1 protein-coding gene is annotated in these 581 nt (G+C 49.6%); it reads right to left on the bottom strand.

The window, feature by feature from the left end; all coding sequences use genetic code 11:
* Positions 1 to 57: 57 nt before the first annotated feature.
* Positions 58 to 581, bottom strand: a 524-nt coding sequence (locus FRC98_RS22350; RefSeq protein WP_230467893.1) for a hypothetical protein, incomplete at its 5' end; no start/stop codon positions are given.

Below are 581 nucleotides of genomic sequence, written 5' to 3'. Positions count from 1 at the left end.
TAAATAATTACCATCATATGTGTTGATGATTGTTATTTGATACTTAAAATTTAGTGTTTAATTCTCTGGTAATCGATTACCACAATGTGCCACAACGTGATCCATGCATTTGACAGACACATGCAAAGCCCTGTTATGCCCTCTCCCCTCGGCAGGGATTTCTTCTTCGGCGAAGGCGAGATAGTTGTTGGCAGTGATATTGTTGACCAGCCCTCCGAAACCTTCTACCGAGATATCTTGGGCCACATGAGCCTCGTTCAGCACTTTTACTAGCAGAGCCCGATGAGGCTCGGAGCTCATAAGTAACTCCAGCAGCGAGACCCTAGCCGGGGTTTTGTTGAGCTGTTCGATAACCTTGAATTCGCTCTGCTGAATTATCCGGAGGAACTCGCTGGCTTCCTCTAGCGACACCTCCTTTCTACCATCCCTTTTCTCCGGGGGCCCCTTTGCTGGCATATCTTTATTCGAAGCGTGGGGTGCTTCGCCATCTTGTTCCTCCACCACTTTTCCTTTTCCCTTGACGTCCGCGGGTTGGACTGGTAGGTCCGGAGGCACGAACACACGACCACTACGGGTCACAC

This window comes from Lujinxingia vulgaris (genome assembly GCF_007997015.1).
In the GTDB taxonomy this organism is placed as follows: Bacteria; Myxococcota_A; Bradymonadia; order Bradymonadales; family Bradymonadaceae; genus Lujinxingia; species Lujinxingia vulgaris.
This window is presented reverse-complemented; position numbering and strand designations above follow the sequence as displayed.